The sequence below is a fragment of the Collimonas antrihumi genome (assembly GCF_018304965.1).
In the GTDB taxonomy this organism is placed as follows: domain Bacteria; phylum Pseudomonadota; class Gammaproteobacteria; order Burkholderiales; family Burkholderiaceae_D; genus Collimonas; species Collimonas antrihumi.
This window is the reverse complement of the sequence record NZ_JAGQED010000010.1, coordinates 97,646-116,472: the sequence shown is the minus strand read 5'-3', so window position 1 is coordinate 116,472 and position 18,827 is coordinate 97,646. Positions and strand designations below refer to the sequence as shown.

Genomic DNA, 18,827 nt, shown 5'->3' with positions numbered 1-18,827 from the left:
GTTATGACAGGCAACTCCCCGTATTCCGTACCAAAAGAACCCGGCAGCATCCGCGCCATCATGCTCGCAGCGGCAGTGCATGCCGCCTTGTTTGCGTTCCTGTGGTTTGGCATTCACTGGCAAAGCCAGCAGCCGATAGCAGTGGAGGCCGAAATCTGGAGCCCGGAGATCAAGGACGCCGCGCCAACGCCGCCGGAGCCGATCCCGCAGCCGACGCCAGTACCCAAACCGGAGCCGGTAGTACAGGAAACCACGCCGCCACCGCCAAAAGTGGTGACGCCGCCTATGCCGGATCCTGAAATTGCGCTGGAAAAGGAAAAGAAGCGCAAAGAACAGGAACGCAAGGACTTGCAGCGCCAGGAAGAGCTGGAAAAGCAAAAACAATTGCAAAAACAGCAAGCCGAGGAAGAGCGCAAGGACAAGTTGAAAGCCGAGGCTGAACAAAAAGCCGCCAAGGACAAAGCCGCAGCCCAGGAAAAGCAAAAACAGGATGCCGCCAAAAAGGCCGCCGAAGCCGACGCCAAGAAGAAGCAGGCTGCAGCCGATGCCGCCGACAACAAGCGCCACGCCGACGAATTGAAACGCATGCTGGGTCAGGCGGCCGGCAATGGCGCGGCCAACAGTACCGGCACGGCAGCCCAGTCGCAAGGACCGCGTGGCGATCCGAGCTATGGGCAAAAGGTCGGCGCCAAGATCAAGTCGAACATTAACTTCAATGTTCCCGAAGGTCTGGCAGGAAACCCGGCCGTGGAATTTGATGTCCAACTGCTTCCGGACGGCTCGGTCGCAAGTGTGCGCCTCAGGAAATCCTCAGGAGTTTCCGGTTTCGACGAGGCGGTAAAACGAGCGATTGAGAGATCGGCGCCTTATCCAAAAGACAGTAAAACGGGTTCTGTACCTTCCAGTTTTATCGGAATCCACAAACCGAAAGATCAGTAAGCCATGAAAAACAAACTGCACCAACTATTCGCAATCATAGGACTGGCGGTTACCGCTTTAGTATTCAGCGCTCCGGCAAATGCACAACTGCGTATCGAAACCTCCGGCGTCGGCGCCACCCAGATTCCCATCGCGATTGCCGGCTTCAGCGACGAAAACCTGGCACCGCAACAAGTTACCGCCATCATCAAAGCTGATTTGGCGCGCAGCGGATTTTTCAAGATCATTGATACCGGTGATGTCATTTCCGAAGCGACCCAGGTCAACCTGGGCGATTGGAAAGCACGCGGCGCCGACGCTTTGGTAGTCGGCAGCGTGCAGCGCCTGGCCGATGGCCGTTTCGATGTCCGCTACCGTCTGCTGGATACCGTCAAATCGGCTCAGTTGTCGGCCCTGGCGATGGCCGCCGCGCCACAGTACACGCGGGTTACCGCACACAAGATCGCCGACGATATTTATGAAAAGCTGATCGGCGGACGCGGTGCGTTCGCTACCCGCATCGCCTACATCATCAAGGCTGGCAAGGAATACCGCCTGGAAGTCGCCGATTCCGACGGTGAAGGCACCCAGGTCGCCCTGCGCTCCAACGAGCCGATCATTTCGCCAGCCTGGTCGCCGGACGGCACCAAGGTTGCCTACGTCTCGTTTGAAGCTAAAAAACCTGTGGTCTACGTGCAAAACCTGGTCACCAAGCAGCGCATCGTGGTGGCTAACTACAAGGGTAGTAATTCGGCGCCATCATGGTCGCCCGACGGCACCAAACTGGCGATCGCGCTGGCCCGCGACGGCCTGACCCAAGTGTATATGGTGAATGCCGACGGCGGCGGCTTGCGCCGTTTGACCAATACCAATGGTATCGACACCGAACCGCAATTTTCAGCTGACGGCCAAAGCATCTATTTCACCAGCGATCGCAGCGGCGGCCCGCAAATCTATAAAATGAGCGCCAACGGCGGCGACGCCCAACGCGTGACGTTCGGCGGCAGCTACAACATCAGCCCGCGGATTTCGCCGGACGGCAAGGCATTGGCCTACATTTCGCAGCGCGGCGGCCGCTTCCAGCTGTATGTACTGGACCTGAGCAACGGCCAGGAGCAGCGTTTATCAGATACCGTCAAGGATGAATCTCCCAGTTTTTCGCCGAACGGCAAATACATCATGTACGCCACAGAATCAGGCCGCCGCGGTTCACTGGCAGTTGTCTCAGTTGACGGCCGCGTGAAACAGCGTTTAACTATGCAGGCAGGCGATATACGGGAGCCTACATGGGGTCCTTTCATGAAATAATCACGTAGTAATTTGAATCGACGTTCGTTTCCCACTCTGGAGAATTAAAAATGCTAAATATCAGAAACTTTGCCCTTATCGTTGCCAGCGCCATTTTGCTGGCCGCTTGCTCATCCCCTGTCAAGCTGGACGACAAGGCAGTCCCAGTCGTCGATAGCGGCGCCACCGGCGCAGATACACGTTCGGTCAATACCGTCGATACCGGTAGCGATCCGCTCAACAACCCAACCGGCATCCTCTCGAAGCGCAGCATTTACTTCGATTTCGACAGCTACATCATCAAGGACGAATTCAAGTCCGTGGTTGAAGCGCACGCGCAATACCTGAACAGCCACAAGAATCGCAAGATCATCATCCAAGGCAATACCGATGATCGCGGCGGCCGTGAATACAATCTGGCGCTGGGACAAAAACGTGCCGAGGCGGTTCGCAAGGCATTGGTATTGTTAGGCGTTTCGGATACCCAGGTCGAAGCAGTCTCGCTGGGTAAAGAAAAGCCTAAGGCTCTCGGCAGCGACGAAGCGTCCTACGCTGAAAACCGCCGTTCCGACATCGTTTATCAATAATGATGCGGACGTTCTTCAAAGCCACGATAACTGCGGCCATGCTGGCCGCGGTTTTTTCCGCTCCGACCGCCCACGCCGGGCTGTTTGACGACGATGAAGCACGTCGGGCGATATTGGATATACGCGCCAAGATTGACGCGGTCAATGCACGGGTCGACGGCAAGGCGGACAAAACCAGTTCGCTCAGTTTGTCGGAACAGAATGACCGCCTGAATCAGGAACTGGCCAAGCTGCGCGGACAAATCGAAGTGCTGACCAATGAGCTGGCCAACACGCAACAGCGACAGAAAGATTTCTATGTCGATCTGGATACCCGCTTGCGCAAGCTGGAGCCGCAAAAAGTTAGTGTCGATGGACAGGAAGTCAGCGTTGGCGCCAACGACCAGAAGGCCTACGACGCAGCACTGGCGACCTTCAAAGCCGGCGACTATAAAACTGCAGTAACCGCATTTTCCAATTTTGTACGCTCCAGCCCGGATTCGGGTTTAGTGCCATCAGCCCAATACTGGCTGGGGAACTCGTATTACGCTCTGCGTGATTACAAAAATGCGATTGCGGCACAGCAGGTGGTTGTCAGCAAGTATGCCGACAATCCCAAAGCTGCCGATGCCCTGTTGAATATCTCCAGCAGCTATACCGAGCTGAAGAACAAACCTCAGGCCAAGCGTGCGTTGGAACAACTGCTGTCGCAGTATCCAAACACGCCGGCAGCACAAACGGCAAAAGAACGCCTGACAACACTTAAGTAAGCCGCAAAATTTAATTTTGCAAATTGTGTAAATAAAAGTGCATATGGGTTTGACAGCTCATATGCACATTACATATAATAGCGGTCTTTCGGGTCGTTAGCTCAGCTGGTAGAGCAGCGGACTTTTAATCCGTTGGTCGCAGGTTCGAATCCCGCACGGCCTACCACGAATAAGCAGTAGTGCGTACTACTACTCGTAGTAATACACAGGTAGTAATACACAGCAGGAAAATAAAAGGGTTATGAGAAATCATAACCCTTTTTTCTTTTGCCGAATCCTTAGGCTATCAACGATAGTTGACCGGGTATTGATAAGGTGAAGATCGCCAAACCGGCGAAACGCAATCACACGTGACGTGATGCATCCATGCGGTCGTGCAAGATACGAATGATTGCAATACCGTAGGTTGTAATGCGAAAGTAAATCATGTGTCGCTCAACACTTCGGCGACGATAGCCTGGTCGGACGTGGTCACATGCCATGGCTGTCCTTGGTGACTGCGCCAGTTCTGCAAAGACAGCTGTCAAGATGTCGGTGTAGCGATTGGCCTGCATTATCCCCCACTGCCCGAAGGTGTGAGTCCATATCCTTTCAAGGTCGCGTTCGGCCGCAGGAGTAAGGCGATACTCAGCCACGCGCGGCCAGCATTCGCTGCTTGAAGGCAGCGACATCGAATGGGCTTGGCTCTCCACTAGCCTCACCTTCAATCAGCGCAGCGCGGATCGCTTCAACGTCGGCGCTACGCTCCTGTTCACGCCGGATGAGATCGCGGATATATTCGCTGTCGTTGGTGTAGTGCCCGGCTTCAATCTGCGCTTTAATCCAACCGTCTTGCTTCTCGGTCAAAGTAATGGTCTTGCGCACAGTTCCCATAGTGCAATCTCCAAAGTAAGCATGAGTATGTGAAATAAATCATACTATTGGTGCAGTATCGTGCAAAACGGTATGGATTGCCAGTGCAGAATGTGAGCGACCTGATCAAGCCATGAGCGATTCCGGCACCAGCCGACTCATCTCTTGCAAATAATTTCCTTTTCATCGCCTATCTTCGAATTTTATGTTCCCCTACCCGTTTTAAAACCTTAGAACGCTCTCAAAAAGTCAATTCAGCTCCCGGCAATATCGAAAACACGGGGCGTGCCGCAATCATCGATAAATTCGAACATATATCCATATTTTTTCCGTTTTTCTTTTGAATTCGCAACGCGCATACTTCCCCCTGTCGACCCACCCCTGCATCCATCGCAACCATTCTTCACTGTGAAAGTGGCGTTGCCTGCAGTAACTGACGGAGAAAATCATGCTTCAAATTCGTAAAAGCGAAGAACGCGGTATTGCCGATCACGGCTGGTTGAATTCGCACCATACATTTTCGTTCAGCCATTATTTCGATCCGCAGCACACCGGCTTCGGCCCGCTACTGGTGATCAATGAAGACCGGGTACAAGCCGGCCAGGGTTTTGGCACGCACGGCCACAGCGACATGGAAATCATTTCCTATGTACTGGATGGCGCGCTGGAACACAAGGACAGCATGGGTACCGGTTCGGTCTTGCATTACGGCGATGTGCAAAGAATGAGCGCGGGCACTGGCGTGCGTCACAGCGAGTTCAATCACTCGGCGACAGCGCCTGTGCATTTCCTGCAGATCTGGATTCAGCCGAATGTCAAAGGCATTCCGCCGAGCTATGAAGAAAAGCATTTCACCGTCGCGCAAAAACAAGGACAGCTGCGCTTGATCGCATCAGCCGATGGCCGCGACAACTCGGTGTTGATACATCAGGATGCGTCGATCTATGCCGCCATCCTGAACGGTGACCAGCCGCTGCAACACACGCTGGCTAAGGGACGCAACGCTTATGTGCATGTGATACACGGCCGCATCAGCGTCAACGGCACCGAGCTTAAGGGCGGTGACGCGGTGAAGGTGACTGCGGAGAATCTGATCACGCTGGCGAATGCCGACGCCGCAGAAGTGTTGCTGTTCGATCTGCCGTATTGATTTCGCATTCTGATTTACAGAAATGATTCAGGCCGTGATTCAGGCAGAACCGCTGCACGCTGTCCGGCCTGTTTTTTTTAGAGCGCCCCCGGCACATGCCGGATCAAACGTGCCATTGCATCGCTGTCGCGCATTCTGTCGATCCACCAGCTCAAGGCGGCGCCATCGTCGCCGGTGCGCCACGCCAGCGAAAACGTTTCATCCGGCTTCGGTTCTTCCACTTCTTTCACGATCAAGGCGCCTGAAGCGATCGCTGCCCGTGCACATGGCTCCGGCAAAAAACCGAAACCTACGCCGGCCAGTTGCAACTCATATTTGCTGCGCATGTCGGGCACCGTCAGCGTGTCCTGACCAAACAACAGACCCACCGTGCGCGAGGCCATCTTGCGCGCCGAGTCGGCCACGCTGATGGCGCGATGCGGATGCAACTCCGCCTTGCCCAGTACACGTTTTACCTTGGCCAGCGGATGTGTAGGAGCCACCACAAACACGAAAGAGATCGTCCCCATCTGCTCGGCGATATAACCGCCGCCTGCCGGTCCCTGCCCCGGCGCCGCTATCAACAAATCGACGCGGCGTTCCAGCAAGGCTTCCCAGGTACCGGTCAGAGATTCCCTGGCAACGCGCAAACGGGTTTTATCGGCAATCCCGCAGAAATTGGCGATATCGGTTTCCAGCGCCGCCACCGAAAACAAAGAATCAATGCATATCGTCAGTTCGGTCTCCCAACCTGAAGCCACGCGGCGCACACGATGCTCCAGGTCTTCCGCCGCTTTCAGCAGATAGCGCCCCTCCTTGAGCAATTCTGCGCCGGCGCGCGTCAGCGAGACTTTCGGTCCCTGGCGCTCGTACACTTGCACGCCCAGATCCTGCTCCAGTTTCGACACGGTATAGGAAATGGTCGAAGGCACCCGATGCAATTCGCTGCCGGCGGCGGAGAACGAGCCGCGGCGGTCGATGGCGTCGAGAATCAACAGCGCATCGAGACTGATTCTGAACATGGAACTCCCGATAGAGAGAAAAGACTAGAAATCGACTAAGCAATCAGCTAAGCAATCGACTAAGCAATCGGCTAAGAATCGATGGCGTAACCGGCCGCGATCCAGGCATCTATACCGCCTGATAGCGGCCGTACTTTCTTGTAGCCCCTCTGCATCAGCTGCTTGGCAACCAGAGCGGCCGAGGCTTCGTTAGGGCAAGCGCAGTAAACAATTATTTCCTGGTCCACCGGCGCATCGAAGACGAAGCTGTTGATTTCCTGATGCGAGATGGTGAGCGCGCCGGGAATCCGTCCGGCCTGCTGCGAAGCCGGCGAGCGCACATCGACAATCGCCGGCGTGATTCCTTCCTTGAACAGCTGATCCAGTTCTTCCACCGAGATGCGCGCCATGCGCAGAGACATACGGAAGCGCCGGCGCTGCCACCATTTGCTGGCGACAAAGATGGCAAATCCGGCAGCGATCAGCATCATGCCGTATTGGCCTAGCTGGGTCAGCACATTCAACAGATCGTCGATGGTGGTGCTGAACAGCGAACCGAGGAATATCGCCAGGCCGGCCCACAATGCCGCGCCTAAGCTGTCGTAGATGATGAACGTAGTGCGGCTGGTGCCGATGGTGCCGGCCAGTGCGCTGGCAATGGAAGCGAAACCGGGGATAAATTTGGCCACCAGCAGTGAGCGCGCGCCCCAGCGCGAATAGATCGATTCGGTTTGACGCACACAGGAATCCGGCGACAGCGAAATCCGGCACAGCGTAGACAGCACCCTCCTGCCATAACGGCGGCCCGCCAGATACCAGAGAAAATCGGCGATCAACGCCGCCGCTACTGCGGTGAGCAATAATACCGGCGCCGAGTAGCCGCCGTGGTGCATCAAGGCGCCAGTAATCACCAGGGTCGGATACGCCGGTACGGGCGCCCCCAGTTGTTCCGCCAGCACATTGAAAAATACGATGACCAGTCCATATTGCTCAATCAAATGAAACAAATAGGTCATCTCTTTCGTCGCCTCATCACCATGTCAAGGATTGCCAGATTGGCAATATCAAAATACCGCAGTAAATTCCTTGACTATTATAAAGTTGATGGCGATCCGGCTTCGGTCTTTTCTGAAAGATATTCTGTGGTGGCCAGCCAGGCCAGCATCACAGCCGGCAACAACAGGGCGAAAAACAGCAGGTACTTGTAGGCGAACGCGCCGCCTATCGCGCCGGCGCCACTGCGAGTATGAAAGCCGGGAACGCCAGCAACTTGATCAGTATGCCGTGCGAATGATTGGCCAGCTCGCTGCCGATCAGCACGAAATTGCCGGTAACGTGCGCGGTGAACAAGCCGAACAAGGCGATAAAACCGACGGTATCGACATAACCGGCCAGGAAACTCAATACGATCGACTGCTGTGTCATGCGATTGTTCGGCTGCATCATGTCCTCATCTCAAACCCGTTTCTTCAAACCCGTCAGATCAAACCTGGCCCGCTACCACGTAGCCGAGCGTCATCGCCACCACCAGCAAGGCGCCGACCACGAACATTTGTAGATAAATGATCGAATTAATCGATCATTGATTTTTCGATATTTTTCAACCGGAAGAACGTAGAGAAAGGGCAAAGAAATACAGGGGACAGCGCCGACGGACATGTCCGCCGCAAACAAGCCTCAGACCAATTCATCCAGAAGCGAATGGCCATATACGGTAAAGCGGCTTTTACCCTGGCGCTTGGCCTGATACATGGCTTCGTCAGCCTGGCGTAATGCAGCATCCCATTCCAGGCTCTCAGCCTGGCACAGGGCGATGCCGATGCTGCAGCCGATACCGTCGCCGATGGCGGCGACGCGACTGACTACGCGGCTGGCAACTGCGGTAGCGGTAGCTTTGATGACGGCAGGCGGAGCCACCAGACACACCACGAATTCATCGCCACCGACCCGGCCGGCGATATCGCTGTCCCTGAGGACGGACCTGAGGGCGGCGGCGACTTCAACCAGCACGGTATCGCCGCGGTCATGCCCGAGATTGTCATTGATCTGCTTGAAACCGTCCAGATCGATGAACAATAGCGCTACCGCCTGCTGATTGAGCAAGTCGCGGCTACGCAGAGTTTCCGCCAACTCGAGAAACAGCGAACGGCTAGGAAGACCGGTCAGATCGTCCAGCCGCACCTGATCCATCTTGACTTCCAGCATGGCGTTATTGAGCGCCAGCAGGCGAGCGTCTTGCACCGTTCTCAGATAAACGTGGTTCATTTCACGCAAATAGATCAGCAGCAGCGCCGTCGCCGAAATCAGCGCATTACAGCGGCCCACGTACCAGCCGACCGAAAACTGGCTGCCGCCCGCCATGGTGATGCTGGTGTCGCATAACAGCGCAACCAGGGCTACCCCCAGCCACACTTGCAAGACTGTCTTGAAACGCGTGAGCTGCCACAATACCAATAAGGTAAAGGCGGTAATGAACTGAAGAAAGGGGCCGACGCCGCTGGTGATCATGCGATGAAAATTGCCATTGTTTTCGAGTTGCGGCAATTGCTCGTGAAATACGATAACCGGGACCAGGCTTGTCACCAGCGCCACCACCACTACCGCCATCAGCAATTGCGCCATGCGCTCGGGATGGCGAATCGCCAGAACGGGACTCCAGCGGAGGCTCGCGGCGTAAAGCAAAATGCCCAGCACCATTCCCGCATGCCAGAAAGCCCACAGCCAGATCGTCGTCTGCGTTCCGCCCAGGACCGCCCTTTGCGGCAGGAACATATCGGGCAAAGCCAGGAATTGCACGATAAGGATCCCGGCGCAATAGAAACAGCCGCCACCGATGTACAGCAAATCGAGTGTCCTGGTAGCCCGATAGTGAGCAAAAATCAGATAGGTAATGATGACGTAGGCAACCACGGTCGCCGTCTGGTACGAAGGGAGAAAGGCAGGCACCGGCGGCCCCATGATCGGCGCTAGCGGAAATAACAGCAGCGTTGCCAGGACAATTCCGATGCAGGCCCACAGTGCACGCTGTCGCTGGTGGCTGGTCGCCAGGCGTGTCGCCGGCGAAGCACTTGTGTGGTGCCAGGCTGGCTTGGAGATGGCTGTGTCACCTGCATTGATTGCGCGGTTGGTCATTGCCTGTTCTTTATAAAGCTCCTGGATGTCTTAATTTCCAAAAAGAAACTTTCCTTACAGCCACTAAATAATAGCTTGAATGTCTACATCGGGCTAATACAAAAAAGCTATCAATATCGTTTTCAAAAGAGAATTGCGAGTTGCAATACAATGATCGTTTCCCATCCCTGAGACCTTGCCATGCGCGCTATCGAAATCACCCATCCCGGCGGCCCGGATGTATTGCAAATCTGCGAACGCCCTCTCCCGTCTTTCAAACCAGGCGAAGTATTGATCAAGGTGCAGGCTGCCGGCATCAACCGGCCCGACGTGTTCCAACGTACCGGTAATTATTCGCCACCGCCAGGCGCGTCTGATTTGCCGGGTCTGGAAGTCGCCGGTGAAATTGTCGATGGCGATTTCAGCGGCAGCACGTTCAAGAAGGGCGATCTGGTATGCGCTCTGGTTCAGGGTGGCGGTTATGCTGAATACTGTTGCGCGCCGACCGCGCAGTGCCTGCCGCTGCCCGATGGCTGGAGCGCCGTGGAAGCGGCATCGCTGCCGGAAACTTTTTTCACTGTCTGGAGCAATGTGTTCGATCGGGCTAAGCTGGCGAGCGGCGAAACCTTGCTGGTCCAGGGCGGCAGTTCCGGCATCGGCGCGGCGGCGATCCAGATCGCCACGGCACTCGGCCATCGGGTATTCGCTACCGCCGGCTCGGATGAAAAATGCCGTGCCTGCGAAGAGCTGGGCGCCGAGCGCGCGATCAATTACCGGACTGAAGACTTCGCCGCTGTCATCAAGGAAGCAACCGACGGCAAAGGCGTCGATGTCATCCTGGATATGGTGGCGGGCGACTATGTGCCGCGCGAAATAAAGTGCCTGGCCGACGACGGCCGCCTGGTATTCATCGCTACCCTCGGCGGCAGCAGCGCCAATATCGATTTCCGCCATATCTTCATGCGGCGCCTGACGATTACCGGCTCGACTTTACGGCCACGGCCGATCGCCTTCAAGGCCGCCATTGCAGCCCAATTGCGCGAGCGCGTCTGGCCGTTGCTGGCTGCAAGGAAAATCAAACCGGTGATTTTCAAGACATTTCCACTTGAGCAGGCAGCGCAGGCGCATGCACTGATGGAGAGCAGTTCGCATATCGGCAAGATCATGCTGACCGTCGGATAACACCACGCAGGGTGGGCACGTTGTGCTCACCCTACTACGGCCGTGCATCGTTTTTTTATAGTTAATCCAACGGTACCGAGCGATAGCGGCTAACTTCCGATGCACTCACAATCGGCGCCTTGTTACCCCAGCTGTTGCGGATATACGAGACCACCGCAGCCACTTCGCTATCGGTCAGCGTCGGACCGTATGGCGGCATGCCGTAAGGGCGCGGATTGGCAGCCGTACTCGGTGCAAAGCCGCCGTTCAACACCACCCTGATCGCATTTACCGGCGCCGACATGGTGATCGCGTGATTGCTTGCCAGCGGCGGATAAGCCGGCCATACACCTTTGCCGGAAGCCTGGTGGCAATCCGCGCAATGGTTCTTGTAGATCTTCTGGCCCAGATCCAGCGCGCTTGCCACCTGATCAGGACTGGCGCGCTCTTTTTCTGCCGGCGCTTCCTTCTGGCGCGGCAACGATTTCAGGTAAACCGCCATCGCGCGGACATCCGCATCGCTCAGATGCTGCAAGCTGGCGCCCACCACCTCGGCCATCGGCCCCAACACTGTGCCGCGTGGTGAGATGCCGTCTTTCAGCAATGCACTGATGTGCTGGATATCCCAGTCGCCAAGACCGATTTCTTCATCCGATGTCAGCGACGGCGCGTACCAGTTCACCACAGGAATAAAGCCCCCTCCCAGCTCCGCTTTCAGATCGCTGCCGCCGAGTGCATTGCGGGTGGTGTGGCAAGCGCTGCAATGACCCAGCCCCTGCACCAGGTAAGCGCCACGATTCCACTCGACCGATTGCTGAGTCTCGGCTTTATACACGCCAGGCCGGAAATACAGGGCGCGCCAGCCATAGAGCAGGAACCGGTTGTTATAGGGAAAACGCAAACCGTGTTCCAGATTCTTTTGCTGTACCGGCGGCACGCTCTGCAAATAGGCAAACATCGCATCGGCATCGGCACGCGTGACCTTGGTGTAGTTCGTGTACGGGAAAGCCGGGTACAGCAAGCTGCCGTCTTTCGATTTACCGTTATGCAGCGCGCGCCAGAAATCATCGGCCGACCAGGTGCCGATGCCGGTTTCCTTGTCCGGCGTGACATTCGGCGAATAGACGGCGCCGAACGGCGTCTGTATCGCGCGTCCTCCCGCCAGTTCCTTGCCGCCGCGCGCTGTATGGCACGCCATGCAATCCCCGGTACGCACCAGATAGGCGCCGTGCGCGATCTGTTCGGCCGTTGCCGGCGCAGTGGAAGCCGCCGGCGGCTGCTCGCTCCGATCGTCGACGTTGAGCATTGCCACTACCCCGGCTACCACCGCGATCAGCAACACAAGAGCGCCGGCTGCCCACATGAATATCCGTTTCATTCTTGGCTCCGCTTCATCAGTTGGGGACACTGCCGCAAACAAGCGGCAATTTGACCGAGGTTGGAGCAACTGCGACGGCGTCGGCAGGGACCGGTTGCGCAGCCAGCCATGCCGACACAGCGCCGATATCTTCTGCGCTCAAGCGCTGCACAACCTGCGCCATGCAATCGGGCGCCTTGGCGTGCCGTGCGCCGTTTTTCCATGCGCCGATCTGCCCGACCAGGTAATCACGCGGCAGGCCGAGCAAACCCGGGGTCGCCGGCATGACGCCGGTCATGGCGCTGCCATGGCAGGCGATACAGGCTGGAATTTTCTTGCCGGGATCACCCTTGTTGACCAGGATTTCACCGCGCTCGCGGGTTGCGCTCGACTGATCGAACGGTTGCGGCGCCGGGTAAGGCGGATGCTGGTCCGCAAAATACCGGGCGATTTCCTGCAGATAGGCGTCTGACAGGTGATCGACCAGATAGGTCATCATCGGATACCGACGGCGTCCTTCGCGAAAATTATGCAGCTGATTGTAGAGGTAGCCAGCCGGTTTGCCGGCAATGCGCGGGTAATAGCCATCGTTGGTAGCACGCCCTTGCTCGCCATGGCAGGCGGTACATGCAGTGAGGCGCTGCTTGATAGTATCGGGAACCGTGCCGGCGTCGACCTCTGCCGCATGGGCAACCGTCGCCAGCAATGTCGCGGCCAGGAAAAACAGGAACTTCGAACTAAGATGGCCCGCACGGCCGGTGGCCGGTCTTACCGAAAGAATCGACATGATTTCCTGCCTTGTTGTTATGTTGCTGCGCTTTTGCTGCATTCGTTGCTGCATTCGTTGCTGCATTTTCAGGGAGGGCATCCAGGTTACGATTATAAACTAGCAAGTACGGTTAATGCCCTCCCGCAACAGCTGTTCGGGCTGGACAAATTGTCCCAGGCCACAGGCGCGGCTGGACAACCGGGGAATCTTATTTTGGCGGCTTTTGCGGCGGCACCAGAGGTTGGTCGATCGTGGTTCCCGGTTCATTCACGTATATCTGCTCTTCGACGATATCCAGCTGCTGGCTGCCGTCCAGCGCGTGCCCGGTCCATCGCTCGGCCGGACTCAAGGGTTGTATCTTCTTTTTCTTGTCGGTATTGCTGTCCGTCGAAACATCTTTAGCTTTACCCATCGCAGTCTCCTTGGTTGCCAGGCTTGTTTTATATTTTCAATATAGAACGTTCACCGTCTGGCGCATAGCAAAGAATCCATGGCAACGAAAAAACGCCGATCCGGATTCTCATCCGGGCCGGCGTTTCAATGATAGTTAATTTACTGGTGGATCAGCTTACTGGAGAATTAGCGCTCGTAGTAATCGCCTCGATACGGCTGGCGATAATATTCGCTGCTTTCCACATAAACCGGAGCTGGACGGTAATAAGCTGGACGGTAATACTCAGGCTGCGGCTGGTAGTACACCGGGGCCGGGCGATAGTAGACCGGCGCTGGCCGGTAATATACCGGTGCAGGCTGCGCATAGTAATCTTGTCCGCCGTCATAGTAACCGCGATCATCCTGGCGATAGCCGCCGGAAGTCGCGCCCACTGCAGCACCAAGCACGCCGCCGACGATCGCGCCGTTACGGCCACCCACCGCGCCGCCGATGACAGCGCCGGCTACCGCGCCGATGGCAGTATTGGCGCCATCGTCGTAAGCCATGGCAGAGGTTGAAATTGCAGCGGTTGTGCTGGCCAGCAGCGCAACGCAAATCCATTTTTTGTACAGCATGGTTGACTCCTTTAAGGGTCGTATAGTCACAGCCGGGCAAAAAATTGCGGGATCACGGCTGTTGATTTGAACTATAGACCAGCTTCCGGAAAAACCATGCAAGCGATACACACTTTTACATTTGCACAACATACTTACATGTATCGATGCCAGCCCTGTCAATGCAGCTTGACTGACGGCTTGGCGTGCTTCATCAGGCTGCTGGCGGCAGCCGTAACGCCGGTACGAACCGGTCCCAGCAAGGCATTCAAATGCATCAGGTGCAAGCTGGCGTACATCATGCGGGCAAAGAACCCGTCGACAAACCAGCCGAGCTTGGTCAGCGAGCCCATCAAGGTGCCAACCGACGTATTCCTGCCGAACGACACCAGCGAACCGTGGTCCGTATAGACATAGGGGGCATCCATTGCCGGCTGGCCCTTGTTGGCGCGGACGAACATCTCCAGCAGGTAATCCGCCTGCTGATGCGCCGCCTGCGCGCGCGGCGGCACCATTTTTCCATCGGGGCCGATGCATGCCGCGCAATCGCCCAGCGCATAGATATTGTCGCTGCCGGCGACCTTCAGGAAACCGTCGACTTCCAGCTGGCCTGATTTTGTCACCGGCAATCCCAAGGTGTTGAGGAAATCGGGCGCCTTGATGCCGGCCGACCACACGCACAGGTCGGAGACATAGTTGTTGCCGTTGGCGTCAGTGACAAAATTCTCTGCGATGCTGGCGACACGGCAATCGGTAACCACCCTCACCTCACGCTCCTGCAGGAGCTTGGTAGCGGCTTTCGAGACCCGCTCAGTCAGCGGCGCCAGCAGCCGCGGCGCGCCTTCCAGTATGGTGATTCGTACGTCGCGGTTCGGATTCAGATGCGGAAAATCGTAATCGGTGTACACGCTGCTGGCATCGCGCAGCTCTGCCGCCAGCTCAACGCCGGTAGCGCCGCCGCCGACAATCACGATGTCGACTCCGGCATCCGGATTCTTTTCTTTCTTCAAATCCGCTGCCGACAGCATTTTCAACAGGCGCAGCCGGAATTGTTCGGCGTCTTCGGTGGTGTTCAGCGAAATCGTATTTTCCTCGGCGCCGCTGATGCCGAAATAATTGGAGACGCTGCCGACCGCGATCACCAGTTTGCTGAACGCGATTTGCCGTGACGGGATCAGTTCGTCCGCCGATTCGTCGAGCACCGCATCCACCGTGATCGTATTGTTGCCACGGTCGAGAGCGCTCATGGCGCCGTAGACAAAACGAAATTTGTTGTCGTGAGCCAACATTTGGTAAGACAGACCTTCCTGATGAATATCGCGCGTACCCGCTGCGACTTCGTGCAAGGACGGCTTCCAGATGTGATACAGCGCCCGGTCGACCAGCGTGACGTGGCCGCTCCCCAATTTGCGGCCGAGCTTGCAAGCCAGCTCCAGGCCACCGGCGCCACCGCCTACAATCACGATTTCATCTGACATCCATCTATCCTTCAAATTTTATTGACCAATATTGACTAATCGGGCTTGGAAACGCAGGGTTTCCGCAGATACAAAACCAGCTAAGCGCCTGGCAAGTCTACTTTTATAGTGCCGCTTAGCGCAATAGTGCCGTAGTTTCAGCGATTTTTGATCAGGCGACGCCAATTTGCAGTATTCGAGCAAGGCTGCAGGCGCGGGAAAACAGCCTGGACTGCATGCCGCGAAACGCGTCTTCACCATGCAAAATCCTTAGGGAAAACCCGCCTTGCAAATACCGGAATGGCCGCTGGTTCACGGCCTCAGTCTGCGCTATGATGAAAGCGGAGGCCATTGCAAACATAAAAAAAATAATCTTCAGGAGGGTATATGTATCGGAAAATTCTCGTCGCCTACAATGGCACGCCCGAAAGCCGTTCTGCCTTATATTCGTGCATCCAGCTGGCGCCGGCTCCCGAAGTCGAGATCCATTTGCTGGGAGTGATCAATCTTGCCACCTATCTGATGGCAGGTGAATTCGTCGCCGAATCTGCCATCCGGGCTGAAAAAACCTTGCTGGAACAAGAACTGATCAAAGGCCACAAATTGCTCAGCGACGCCGGGCTCAAGCCCATCGATCACTTTGAAAGCGGCGAACCTGTCAACGTGATCAGCGATCTGGTCGGCAAACTTGGGATTGACCTGGTGATTGTCGGCCATTCACGCAAGAGGCCATTGGCGACGCGCTGGTGGCGTGGTTCGGTCGATACCTTGCTGGTTGAGAAAGTGCCTTGCAGCGTGCTGGTGGCAACCGACCCCTGCGTGCCTTGGCCCGCTTGAACCCTGCGCCAACAAGGCAGCCTGCGCAATGCCGGCTGCCTATGTGCCGGGTTGATCTGCCGGTGCCGATGCCGGTGTTTGCCCCAGCACCGGCAGTTCGATCACTACCGTGGTGCCCTTGCCCTCTGCGGCGTTAAAGCGGACATTCCCGCCCAGGTAAGTCGCTCTCTCATGCAAGCCACGCAAACCATGGGTGGCAGTGTTTTCAAATCTTTCCTGCGACATGCCGACGCCATTGTCGCGCACCGTCAGCGCCAGCCTGTCCTCGTCAATATCGAGAATCACGTCAACCTGGCTAGCCTGAGCGTGCTTGGAGACATTGTTCAAAATTTCCTGCAGCATGCGATATACAGCGATGTCGACATTATGGTCGATCGCAATGTCTTCGTCGGGCAGGCTGGACTTGCAAACGATCCCGGTGCGCTGGCCGAAATCTTCCAGCTGTTCCAGGATTGCCGCTTTCAATCCAAACAGATCAAGCATGTTAGGCCGCAATTCCGTTTGAATCCGGCGTGTGGTCGCCACCAGCGAACTAAGCAGTGTTTGCATCTGGGTCTGGCGATTCTGCCATTGTTCGTTATCCGGCAAGACTTTGTAGACTCCTGCCAGATGCATGCTCAGCGCAGTCAGTGCCGCGCCCATATTGTCGTGCAGCTCGCGCGCAATCGCCCGCTTCTCTTCTTCTCGTATGGTTTCCATATGGTTGGCCAGCTCGCGCAGTAATGCGGTGCGCTGCGCGATGGTGCGCTCCAGCTCCGACTCGCGCTGCCTGAGCGAATCCTCGGCACGCTTGCGTTCACTGATATCGGTGGCGATGCCGACCACGCCCATGACCCGCCCTTGCTGATCGAACCATGGCGCCTTGGTGGTCTGGAAAGTCACCATGTCGTTTGGCGTTTGCACCGTTTGCTCCAACGTCTCCGACACCTTGCCGTTCATGATGCGGGCATCGTCCTGGTCGATCCGCTCGGCATCTTCCTGCCGCTGAAACAGTTCAGTGCTGCGGCGGTATCTGGCGTCTTGCCATTCCAGCCCGAGCCGGCGCAAATAGGCCGGATTAGCGAACATCAGGCGCCCTTGGCGATCTTTCACGAAGATCGGATCGTTGGTATTGTCGCTGACTGCGATCAGCAACGCGGTAGCTTCCGCCAGCTCCGCCGCGCTTTGCACACGTGCGCCGTACTCACGATCGACCTGGCCGGCGGCGCGCCAGAAAATGAACAACACCAGCACGCTGTCGATCAGGGTTAGTAAGGGCGGCACCGAGGTGCGGTCATAGAAACCCTGGCGCGCGCCCCAATCTGCCAGCCAATGCAGGGCAACCAGCAAGATCAGCATCTGCGGCACGGAACGGCGCAACATCTGCCCGCCCGGCGCATGTCGGGTAATGATCGCCATCAGGCGCTGACGCGGACGCGACATCAGCAACGCCATGCCGAACAGGAAAAACGCGACTGCCGCCAGCCAGGGAATGCTGGTCGCATAAACCATCTTGGTCATTGCGGCGACGTTATACAGATAGCCCAGCAACGGGATGGCACTTAAGAAAATGAGGGAAATTGCGAGATATTCAGCCACGTGACGGTCATGCCGGGTGCGATGATCCAGCAGGAGCAGAGCCAGCCCGCAGAAAACAAACCCGATCGCGGCCATCGGATGCAAGCCATCCGGATAGCGCTGGCCCGGATGCGGCGCCAGCGCGGTAAGGAGAACATCGAGCCAGCCGGCGCTGCCCAGCACCTCATGCAACAGTGCTGCGATGGCGAGCATCAAGAGTAAAACGGCCAGTATCTGCGCGAGGAATTTAATCGCTTTTTTGGGCCCGACTACCAGGCACTGCAGTAACAGGCTGCATGTCGCCAGCAGAAAACCGGCAGCAGTGTTAGTGCCCCAGAAGGGCAACTGCAAAGTAGGAAACTGCAACGAAACCGGCAGCGGAAATGACAGCGAATTTGGCAAGGTCACCGGGAAAACAGCGGCAATCAGCACCAACGCAGAAATCAACATCAACAACACGCTCACGGCTACTGCGGCGATGGTAGCGCGCGACACATAGGTTTGAGTCGCAGCCAGGCTCTCCAGCGCGCGCGCCTTCAGCAGATCCTGATAATGCGGATTGCCGAGTTTCGCCTGATCACCATCTTCTATCAAATCGCCTCCAGGTAAATCGTGTCGATCAATGATCAGGCAGTCCCGTTCCCAAGGCTGTGAGCAAATCGCGCAGCTTGGTAAACTCTGAACTCTTATCGAAGAAAAAACGCACGCCGTACTTCTCTCCGGCGCGTCGAAAAGCATTGCTGACATTATTGCTGAAAATGATTTTCAGCGAATTGAGCGGCTTGTGCGACTCCGCCAAGGTCCGCAACAGGTTCATGCCATTGCCCTGCCTGAGTTCAATATCCAGAATCAAGACATCAAAAGACTCCGCATCGATCTTTTTCAATGCCTCGGCTTCCTCGTCAGCAAACCCGGCAAGTATCACGCCGGGAATTTCCTTCAAGGTATCAATCATCAAATCCCGTACAGCCACCGAATCTTCCACCAGGAAAATCCGCAAAGGCGCAACGCTGGCACTGGTTGCATCAGGGGTTGTTGTATGGCTCATATTGGGTGACGACTGGCTCT

At 56.4% G+C, this 18,827-nt stretch carries 19 protein-coding genes, 1 tRNA gene and 1 pseudogene; 8 read left to right on the top strand and 13 right to left on the bottom strand.

What is annotated here, in order from left to right:
• Positions 1 to 3 precede the first annotated feature (3 nt).
• The 5 genes from tolA to KHU29_RS11315 all read left to right on the top strand — a co-directional run bounded on the left by tolA (position 4) and on the right by KHU29_RS11315 (position 3,707).
• Positions 4 to 939 (top strand): cell envelope integrity protein TolA, encoded by a 936-nt coding sequence (gene tolA, locus KHU29_RS11335; RefSeq protein ID WP_211452905.1) that lies wholly within the window; start codon positions 4 to 6, stop codon positions 937 to 939.
• Positions 940 to 942: 3 nt separating this feature from the next.
• Complete coding sequence (gene tolB, locus KHU29_RS11330) at positions 943 to 2,226, top strand: Tol-Pal system beta propeller repeat protein TolB (RefSeq protein ID WP_211452904.1); 1,284 nt, start codon at positions 943 to 945, stop codon at positions 2,224 to 2,226.
• A 50-nt stretch (positions 2,227 to 2,276) separates the two neighbouring features.
• A complete protein-coding gene (gene pal / locus KHU29_RS11325) occupies positions 2,277 to 2,792 on the top strand; it encodes a peptidoglycan-associated lipoprotein Pal (protein WP_211452903.1) in 516 nt (171 codons plus the stop codon).
• 2 nt (positions 2,793 to 2,794) lie between these two features.
• On the top strand, positions 2,795 to 3,541 hold the full coding sequence (gene ybgF, locus KHU29_RS11320; RefSeq protein ID WP_425514470.1) for a tol-pal system protein YbgF: 747 nt from the start codon (positions 2,795 to 2,797) through the stop codon (positions 3,539 to 3,541).
• 90 nt (positions 3,542 to 3,631) lie between these two features.
• Positions 3,632 to 3,707 (top strand) — tRNA-Lys (locus tag KHU29_RS11315).
• Positions 3,708 to 3,885: 178 nt separating this feature from the next.
• Here KHU29_RS11315 and KHU29_RS22525 read toward each other — a convergent pair.
• Together KHU29_RS22525 and KHU29_RS11305 are read right to left on the bottom strand one after the other, a co-directional pair.
• Positions 3,886 to 4,212, bottom strand: a complete 327-nt coding sequence (locus KHU29_RS22525; protein WP_211452901.1) for a type II toxin-antitoxin system RelE/ParE family toxin — start codon at positions 4,210 to 4,212, stop codon at positions 3,886 to 3,888.
• Positions 4,169 to 4,414, bottom strand: a complete 246-nt coding sequence (locus KHU29_RS11305) for a type II toxin-antitoxin system ParD family antitoxin (protein ID WP_211452900.1) — start codon at positions 4,412 to 4,414, stop codon at positions 4,169 to 4,171. The genes KHU29_RS22525 and KHU29_RS11305 overlap by 44 nt, the downstream gene beginning before the upstream one ends.
• A 427-nt stretch (positions 4,415 to 4,841) precedes the next feature.
• Here KHU29_RS11305 and KHU29_RS11300 point away from each other — a divergent pair, with 427 nt between their 5' ends.
• Entirely contained in the window at positions 4,842 to 5,543 is a 702-nt protein-coding gene (locus tag KHU29_RS11300; protein WP_211452899.1) for a pirin family protein, read from the top strand.
• Positions 5,544 to 5,620: 77 nt separating this feature from the next.
• Here the strand turns inward: KHU29_RS11300 and KHU29_RS11295 are convergent, their stop codons facing one another.
• The 4 genes and pseudogenes from KHU29_RS11295 to KHU29_RS11280 all read right to left on the bottom strand — a co-directional run bounded on the left by KHU29_RS11295 (position 5,621) and on the right by KHU29_RS11280 (position 9,655).
• The gene (locus KHU29_RS11295) at positions 5,621 to 6,544 is read right to left on the bottom strand and encodes a LysR substrate-binding domain-containing protein (protein ID WP_211452898.1); all 924 of its coding nucleotides are present in this window, start codon (positions 6,542 to 6,544) and stop codon (positions 5,621 to 5,623) included.
• Between the two features lie 71 nt (positions 6,545 to 6,615).
• Complete coding sequence (locus tag KHU29_RS11290) at positions 6,616 to 7,539, bottom strand: DedA family protein/thiosulfate sulfurtransferase GlpE (protein WP_211452897.1); 924 nt, start codon at positions 7,537 to 7,539, stop codon at positions 6,616 to 6,618.
• A gap of 208 nt (positions 7,540 to 7,747) precedes the next feature.
• Positions 7,748 to 7,966, bottom strand: a pseudogene (locus KHU29_RS22190) (DUF1275 family protein); the annotation flags it as partial.
• A gap of 234 nt (positions 7,967 to 8,200) precedes the next feature.
• The gene (locus tag KHU29_RS11280) at positions 8,201 to 9,655 is read right to left on the bottom strand and encodes a GGDEF domain-containing protein (protein WP_211452896.1); all 1,455 of its coding nucleotides are present in this window, start codon (positions 9,653 to 9,655) and stop codon (positions 8,201 to 8,203) included.
• A gap of 180 nt (positions 9,656 to 9,835) precedes the next feature.
• Between KHU29_RS11280 and KHU29_RS11275 the strand changes: the two genes are divergently transcribed.
• Complete coding sequence (locus KHU29_RS11275) at positions 9,836 to 10,816, top strand: NAD(P)H-quinone oxidoreductase (RefSeq protein ID WP_211452895.1); 981 nt, start codon at positions 9,836 to 9,838, stop codon at positions 10,814 to 10,816.
• 61 nt (positions 10,817 to 10,877) lie between these two features.
• Here KHU29_RS11275 and KHU29_RS11270 read toward each other — a convergent pair whose 3' ends face one another.
• From KHU29_RS11270 to KHU29_RS11250, 5 genes are all read right to left on the bottom strand, one after another.
• Positions 10,878 to 12,173 (bottom strand): c-type cytochrome, encoded by a 1,296-nt coding sequence (locus KHU29_RS11270; RefSeq protein ID WP_211452894.1) that lies wholly within the window; start codon positions 12,171 to 12,173, stop codon positions 10,878 to 10,880.
• Positions 12,174 to 12,189: 16 nt separating this feature from the next.
• Positions 12,190 to 12,939, bottom strand: coding sequence for a c-type cytochrome (locus KHU29_RS11265; RefSeq protein ID WP_211452893.1), 750 nt, complete (start codon positions 12,937 to 12,939; stop codon positions 12,190 to 12,192).
• A gap of 190 nt (positions 12,940 to 13,129) precedes the next feature.
• Positions 13,130 to 13,333: a hypothetical protein gene (locus KHU29_RS11260; RefSeq protein WP_211452892.1), complete on the bottom strand. Its 204-nt coding sequence runs from the start codon at positions 13,331 to 13,333 to the stop codon at positions 13,130 to 13,132.
• Between the two features lie 167 nt (positions 13,334 to 13,500).
• Positions 13,501 to 13,929 (bottom strand): glycine zipper domain-containing protein, encoded by a 429-nt coding sequence (locus tag KHU29_RS11255; protein ID WP_211452891.1) that lies wholly within the window; start codon positions 13,927 to 13,929, stop codon positions 13,501 to 13,503.
• A 158-nt stretch (positions 13,930 to 14,087) separates the two neighbouring features.
• The gene (locus tag KHU29_RS11250) at positions 14,088 to 15,386 is read right to left on the bottom strand and encodes an NAD(P)/FAD-dependent oxidoreductase (RefSeq protein ID WP_211452890.1); all 1,299 of its coding nucleotides are present in this window, start codon (positions 15,384 to 15,386) and stop codon (positions 14,088 to 14,090) included.
• A 366-nt stretch (positions 15,387 to 15,752) separates the two neighbouring features.
• On the opposite strand from KHU29_RS11250, the gene KHU29_RS11245 reads away from it, so the two are divergent.
• Positions 15,753 to 16,202 (top strand): universal stress protein, encoded by a 450-nt coding sequence (locus tag KHU29_RS11245; protein WP_092416952.1) that lies wholly within the window; start codon positions 15,753 to 15,755, stop codon positions 16,200 to 16,202.
• A gap of 39 nt (positions 16,203 to 16,241) precedes the next feature.
• On the opposite strand, the gene KHU29_RS11240 is transcribed toward KHU29_RS11245, so the two are convergent.
• Complete coding sequence (locus KHU29_RS11240; protein WP_246541852.1) at positions 16,242 to 18,353, bottom strand: PAS domain-containing sensor histidine kinase; 2,112 nt, start codon at positions 18,351 to 18,353, stop codon at positions 16,242 to 16,244.
• A gap of 25 nt (positions 18,354 to 18,378) precedes the next feature.
• A complete protein-coding gene (locus KHU29_RS11235; protein ID WP_211452889.1) occupies positions 18,379 to 18,807 on the bottom strand; it encodes a response regulator in 429 nt (142 codons plus the stop codon).
• Between the last annotated feature and the right edge of the window lie 20 nt (positions 18,808 to 18,827).